At 68.9% G+C, this 5,969-nt stretch carries 5 protein-coding genes; 3 read left to right on the forward strand and 2 right to left on the reverse strand.

From position 1 onward, the window contains the following. Positions 1-1,545 (forward strand): bacterial transcriptional activator domain-containing protein (locus M6444_RS15270; RefSeq protein ID WP_298329109.1); only part of this gene is annotated, 1,545 nt, incomplete at its 5' end. Between the two features lie 27 nt (positions 1,546-1,572). Continuing rightward, positions 1,573-2,031 (forward strand): YbaK/EbsC family protein, encoded by a 459-nt coding sequence (locus M6444_RS15275; protein WP_298329112.1) that lies wholly within the window; start codon positions 1,573-1,575, stop codon positions 2,029-2,031. On the opposite strand, the gene M6444_RS15280 is transcribed toward M6444_RS15275, so the two are convergent. Continuing rightward, the gene (locus tag M6444_RS15280) at positions 2,021-2,875 is read right to left on the reverse strand and encodes an NAD-dependent protein deacetylase (protein ID WP_298329114.1); all 855 of its coding nucleotides are present in this window, start codon (positions 2,873-2,875) and stop codon (positions 2,021-2,023) included. The two genes, M6444_RS15275 and M6444_RS15280, sit on opposite strands and share 11 nt — an antisense overlap. A 254-nt stretch (positions 2,876-3,129) precedes the next feature. Beyond that, a complete protein-coding gene (locus M6444_RS15285) occupies positions 3,130-3,942 on the reverse strand; it encodes a hypothetical protein (protein WP_298329116.1) in 813 nt (270 codons plus the stop codon). Between the two features lie 120 nt (positions 3,943-4,062). On the opposite strand from M6444_RS15285, the gene M6444_RS15290 reads away from it, so the two are divergent. Then, positions 4,063-5,805, forward strand: coding sequence for a carbon starvation protein A (locus M6444_RS15290; RefSeq protein ID WP_298329119.1), 1,743 nt, complete (start codon positions 4,063-4,065; stop codon positions 5,803-5,805). Positions 5,806-5,969: the final 164 nt, after the last annotated feature.

Below are 5,969 nucleotides of genomic sequence, written 5' to 3' on the forward strand. Positions count from 1 at the left end.
CTGGCGGTCGGCACTGGTGCGGTTCTTCCGGCTGCTGCCGCGCGAGAACATCCGGCACCGTTCCCGGGCCTGGTCACGCTCGGCCACGACACCGAGGACGGGCTCCTGTTGGTCGATCTCGAGCATCTGCGCTCGCTCGCCGTCACCGGCCCGGAAGCTCTCACTCAGGCGCTGATGACCGCCGTCGCTGCTGAGTTCGCAACGAGTCCGTGGGCCGACGACATCCGCGTCACGTTGGTCGGCGAGCGGGCGTGGAGCGAACTCGAGGTGCTCGAGACCGGCCGCATCCGGCGAGTCACCGACGTCGATCGGCTGCTCGACGAACTCGCCGTCCGGGCGGCGGACGACCGCGGACTGCTTGCCTCGGCCGGGATGAGTGATCTCGCCGCGGCCCGCGCCGCACAAGCCGCCGAAGCCGCGTGGACCCCGGAGATCCTCTTGCTCGCCGAGCCGCTCACCGACGAGCGGCACACGCGGCTGGTCGCGTTGCTCGAGCACGAGCCCAGAGTGGCCATCGCCGCGCTCATCGGCGGTGGCAGTGGGGAAGCGAGGTGGCGGCTACGAATGACCGGCTCCGGTGGCGAGGCCACGGCCGTGCTCGACCCCCTCGGCATGACGTTGCGCCCACAGCTGCTCGACGCCGCGTCCTGCGGCCATGTCCTCAATCTGGTGCGCTCGTCCGACGAGGTCGTGGGTCAAGCCGTCCCGGAGCCTGACATGCGGGCCTGGCCTGTGCATCCGGTCGGACCATCGGCGCCCGCCGAGCCCGCCGAGCCCGCGGAACCCGTCGAACCTGCCGAACCGACCGCGCCACGGCTCATCATGCTGGGGCCGGTGGAGGTGATCCACACCGCCGAACTCGGTGAACGCAACAAGCTCGGGCAGTTGACCGAGTTGGCGATGTTCATCGCGCTCAACCCCGGATGCGACAGCCAGGCCATCGACGATGCCATCTGGCCGGGATCCATCGTCACTCGGACCACGCGCAATACGGCGATCTCCAAGCTGCGCCGGTGGCTGGGTACCGACGCCCGGGGCGCGCCACTTCTCCCTCGGACCGAAGGACGTTACGCGTTCCAACCCGACGTGCGCAGCGACTGGGACGACTGGTGCGACTTGCTGCCGCAGGGTCCGCAGAACGCGACCAGTGACGATCTTCGTGCCGCGGTGGCGCTGGTCAAGGGACGGCCTTTCAGCGGACGGGGCCGCCGCTCGTACGCGTGGGTGGATCACCACGCTCAGGACATGATCGCGGCCATCGTCGACGCGTGCCACGAGCTGGCCGTCCGGTCCTCGTCGGGCGGTGACCACCGTGAGGCGCTGCGCGTCGCGCTGCTGGGGTTGTCCATCGAGCCCGGCGTCGAGCTGCTGTGGCGCGACCGGCTCAAGGCCGAAGTCATGCTCGGCGACCGTGAGACGGTGCTGCAGAGCATCGACCGGTTACGCAGCACCACTGACGAGCTCGGCGGCGATCTCGACCCCGGCACCGAGGAGTTGATCGAGCAGATCCTGCATCACGGCGGGCGGGTCTCCGCCGCCGGTTGAGCCGGCTCGTCGCCGTAGGCTTCGGTCATGACCGAACAGCTCGCGCTGGAGGCACTGCAGGCTTCCGGTCTGGACTACGAAGTCGTCCGGCATGGACCGGTCAGCAGCCTCGAGGAGGCGGCGGCTGCCCGCGGAGTCGATCCGGCGGCGGTGATCAAGACCATGGTCGTGCGCCGAGCTGACGACGACTTCGTCTTCGTCCTCGTCCCCGGCGACCGCACCATAGCGTGGCCGAAGCTGCGCAGCCTGCTCGGCACGAGCCGGTTGTCCATGCCCGACGCGGCGACAGCACGTGCCGTGACCGGCTACGAGCGAGGCACCATCACGCCGTTCGGTGCCGCGCGGGCGTGGCCGGTGATCGCCGACGAACGCATCCGCGGCCGGTTGGTGTCCATCGGCGCTGGCGCGCCCGGCGTGGCCGCGACGGTGGACGCGGACGCGTTGGTCGACGTCCTCGAAGCCACGGTCGCTGACGTCACGAAGTGAGCAGCCGATCGGGCAGCGCCGCGGCGAGCTCGGTGAGCGTGCGCGAACAGCCTGCGTCGATTTTCACCGTGGCCAGGTCGTCACCGCGGGTGGCGCCCCGGTTCACGATGACGATCGGCCGGCCGCTGCGGTGCGCGTGGCGCACGAACCGCAGACCGGACATGACCGCCAGTGACGAGCCGGCCACCAGCAGGGCATCGGCAGCGTCGACCATGGCGAAAGCGGCCTCGACGCGATCTTTCGGGACGTTCTCGCCGAAATAGACGATGTCCGGCTTGAGGACGCCGCCGCAGAAGTCGCAGTCTGCGACCCGGAAGTGTGCCGTTGCCTCGATCACCGCGTCGGCGTCGGGCGCGATCTCGGCGTCTGGAACCTCGTCAGCGAATCCGGGGTTCAACTCCTCGAGCCGAGCCGCCAGGTGATCGCGCGGTATGACCCTGGAGCAGCTCAAACAGATCACGCGGTCGTAGCGGCCGTGCAAGTCGATCACCCGGCGACTGCCGGCGGCTTCGTGCAGGGTGTCGACATTCTGGGTGATGATGCCGACCACCACGCCGTGGTCTTCCAGCTGTCGCAGGGCGTGATGTCCGTCGTTCGGGCGGGTCCGATGGACGTGCGCCCACCCGACGTGATTGCGGGCCCAATAGTGCCGCCGCCGGGCCGGATCGCTGACGAATTGCTGGTACGTCATCGGGGTCCGGGGCGGGGAATCCGGGCCACGGTAGTCGGGGATACCGGAGTCAGTGGAGATGCCCGCGCCGGTCAACGTCGTGATGGACCGGCCCGCGAGGACGTCGACAGCGTGGTCGAGCGGGGTGGCCGCGGCGGCGTTGCGATCGAGCATCGTTCGAGCCTATGTCGCGTGGGTCGGCCGCCCGAGGAACTGGCCTCGGGCGGCCGGACGCCACATTGCCGAGCGGCACCACCCCGGGGGGCGAGAATGGTGCCGCTCTCATATCGAGGTTATGTCCGTTCCGGCCGGAACGTAAGGGATTCGGGAAAAATCACCCACGGAAGTGCTGGACACGGGGACGTCGGCGCGGCCGACGATCTTTCGCACCGCCTGTCGGGCGACGTGACTACCATTCATCCGAGCAGTCAGATCCCTCGCCGGCACGCCCGAGCCAGATCGCGCTGACGCCGCATCCGCGCCATGAGACTCAGCGGCCGCGGAAGTTCCACATCGCCCGCCTCGTGATCCACCGCCAGCGAGAGGTCACCACCCAGCACGCCGTGCGCTGTCCACGAGGTCCAGCGTTCCATGTCCGGCGAGAAGTCGTGACACACAACGACGGCCCGCGAGGTGCCCGTGGCGAGTGCCGAACCCGCCGCGTCCGCGGCCATCTCACGCCGTCGCACCTGCACGGCACGGTCATCACGGCGCTCGACCTCGACCGACGCCACCGCCAGCCGCGTCTGCGCGGCAACGCCGCTCACCGCGACGGCCAGCACGCCGTCGGCAGCCCCGCCCGCGCGCTCCGCCACGTCGACCACGGCTTCGGGTTCCACGGTCACGATCAACCGAGGCAGATACCACCAGTGCTCGCGGCGCAGAATCGGGGAGTCGGCGAGCACACGCGCGGGCGGGAATTTGCGCAACTCCTGGTCGAGCAGATGCTCGGTGAACACGCCGCCGTCGCGATCCTCGGTCAGCTCGGGGCGTCCGAGCATGGCGATCGGCCGCCACGACGAACCGGACAGCCGCGAGTCGGACAGGACGACGGCGACCTGGTCAGCGGTACCGACGTCTCGCCCCAACTCGGCGTAGGCATAGGGCAGGGCCAGCGCGGGCCGGTCGTCGAGGACGAGCGGTGTCGCCGCGGCGACGTCGAGGCTCCCGTCGGTCCGCAACCAGGCGACCTCGCACACGCCAGCAGCGTGCACGGCGGCCACGAACGCGGGTGCGGCCATGAGCGGTCGAGTGCTCCTCGGGTCGGAAAGTCTTGATCGGAATGTGAGCCACGTCATAGGGTGCCTGATGCCAGCCGCCACGTGGCTCGGGGGCATGTGGTCGAACCTCGAGGAGGTCGTGTGCCTGCCATCGTCATCGCGGTCGTGGTTCTCGCACTGTTCGCCCTGGGGTACGTCTATTACTCGCGGTACCTTGCCGATCGCGTGTACGGGCTCGACCCGTCGTTCGTCACCCCCGCGCACGAGCTGTCCGACGGCATCGACTACGTCCCCACCAACAAGCATGTCGTGTTCGGGCACCATTTCGTGTCGGTCGCCGGAGCCGCGCCGATCGTCGGCCCGGCCATCGCGGTCTTCTGGGGATGGGGCCCGGCGCTGGCATGGGTCGTGATCGGCACGATCTTCGCCGCGGGCGTCCACGATTTCGGGGCGTTGGCGGTGTCGGTCCGGCACAAGGCGCGCAGTATCGGCACGCTGACCCAGGACGTCATCAGCCGACGGGCTCGGACCTTGTTCCTGCTCATCATCTTCTTCCTGCTCACGCTGGTGAACGCCGTGTTCGCCGTCGTGATCGGGAACCTGCTGGTGGCCAATCCTGGCGCGGTCATCCCGATCTTCGTCGAGATCCCGCTGGCCATCGCGATCGGTCAGTACATCTACCGCAAACGCAGCGCCGCCTTGGTCCCGTCGATCATCGGGGTCATCGGCCTGTACCTGCTCATCTGGGTGGGCAACGAGGTTCCCATCGAGATCACCGGCTTGGCCGATCAGCTCGGCTTCGACCGGGCCCGGGATCTCTGGGTGATCATCCTGTTCGTCTACACCTTCATCGCCGCACGGCTACCGGTGTGGATGTTGCTGCAGCCCCGCGACTACATCAACTCCCATCAGCTGTTCATCGCGTTGGGCATCGTGTTGCTGGGCGTGCTGGTCGGCTGGAACAGCGTCGTGGCCCCGGTGTTCAACGACGTCCCGGACGATTCGCCGAGCATCTTCCCGTTCCTGTTCATCACGATCGCCTGTGGGGCCATATCGGGCTTCCATTCCCTCGTGTCGTCCGGGACGACGTCCAAGCAACTCGACAAGGAGACCGACGGGCGCTACGTCGGGTACATGGGCGCGTTGGGCGAGGGCAGCCTGGCCATGTGCTCAGTGCTCGCGGTGACGGCCGGGGTGGTGGCCTCTCGAGCCGAGTGGGACACCCTGTACGGCGACTTCTCGACAGCCTCCGACGGCGCTGCGGGCAATTTCGTGAACGGCGTGGCGGTCTTCGCGAACAATCTCGGCATCCCGCTCGACCTCGCGGTCATCTTCGCTGCCGTCGTGGTCATCTCGTTCGCGGCCACGACGATGGACACCGGGGTGCGGCTGCAGCGCTACGTCGTGCAGGAGATCGCGACGCTGGCCGGCTGGAACGCGTTGTCGCGCAACCTCACCCTGGCCGGAATCGTCGCTGTCGCGGTGCCGATGGCGATGGCCCTGCTTCCCGGCGGCGGGGACGCGGGCTACACGTTCGGCGTGTTGTGGCAGCTGTTCGGTACCACGAACCAATTGACCGCGGGGCTGGCCCTGGCGGTGGTCGCCGTCTGGGTCGTCAGTCGCCGGCGCAACCCCGTGGCCGTCATCGTGCCATTGGTATTCCTGCTGGTCATGACGTCGTGGGCGCTCATCGTCAATCTGCGGAACTTCATCGAGGCCGGCGAGTGGGTGCTCGCACCGCTCGACGCGATCATCTTCGTGCTGGCGATGTGGCTCATCGTCGAGGCGGCGATGGCACTGCGGCGTGCCTACACCGACCGGGCCGGCAGCGCGGGCGAGCCGGTACAGCCGCGGCTCGATGACGACGACGCCCGGACCGGCTGAGCGGGATGAGCCGTCCGGCGCATCGGATCCTGCTGGTCGGGCCGTGGCGCGCCGGCTCGTCCAGCGGCGGATGCTGCAGCGCTGAACCGGCCGGCATCGGCGGCGAGCACGCCCACCGGCCTCCCGCCGAGGCGGATCGCCGCGAGGGCGACGCGGCCGGCGTC

Origin of the sequence: Haloactinopolyspora sp., from assembly GCF_027324685.1 — a bacterium.
Classification (GTDB): Bacteria; Actinomycetota; Actinomycetes; order Jiangellales; family Jiangellaceae; genus Haloactinopolyspora.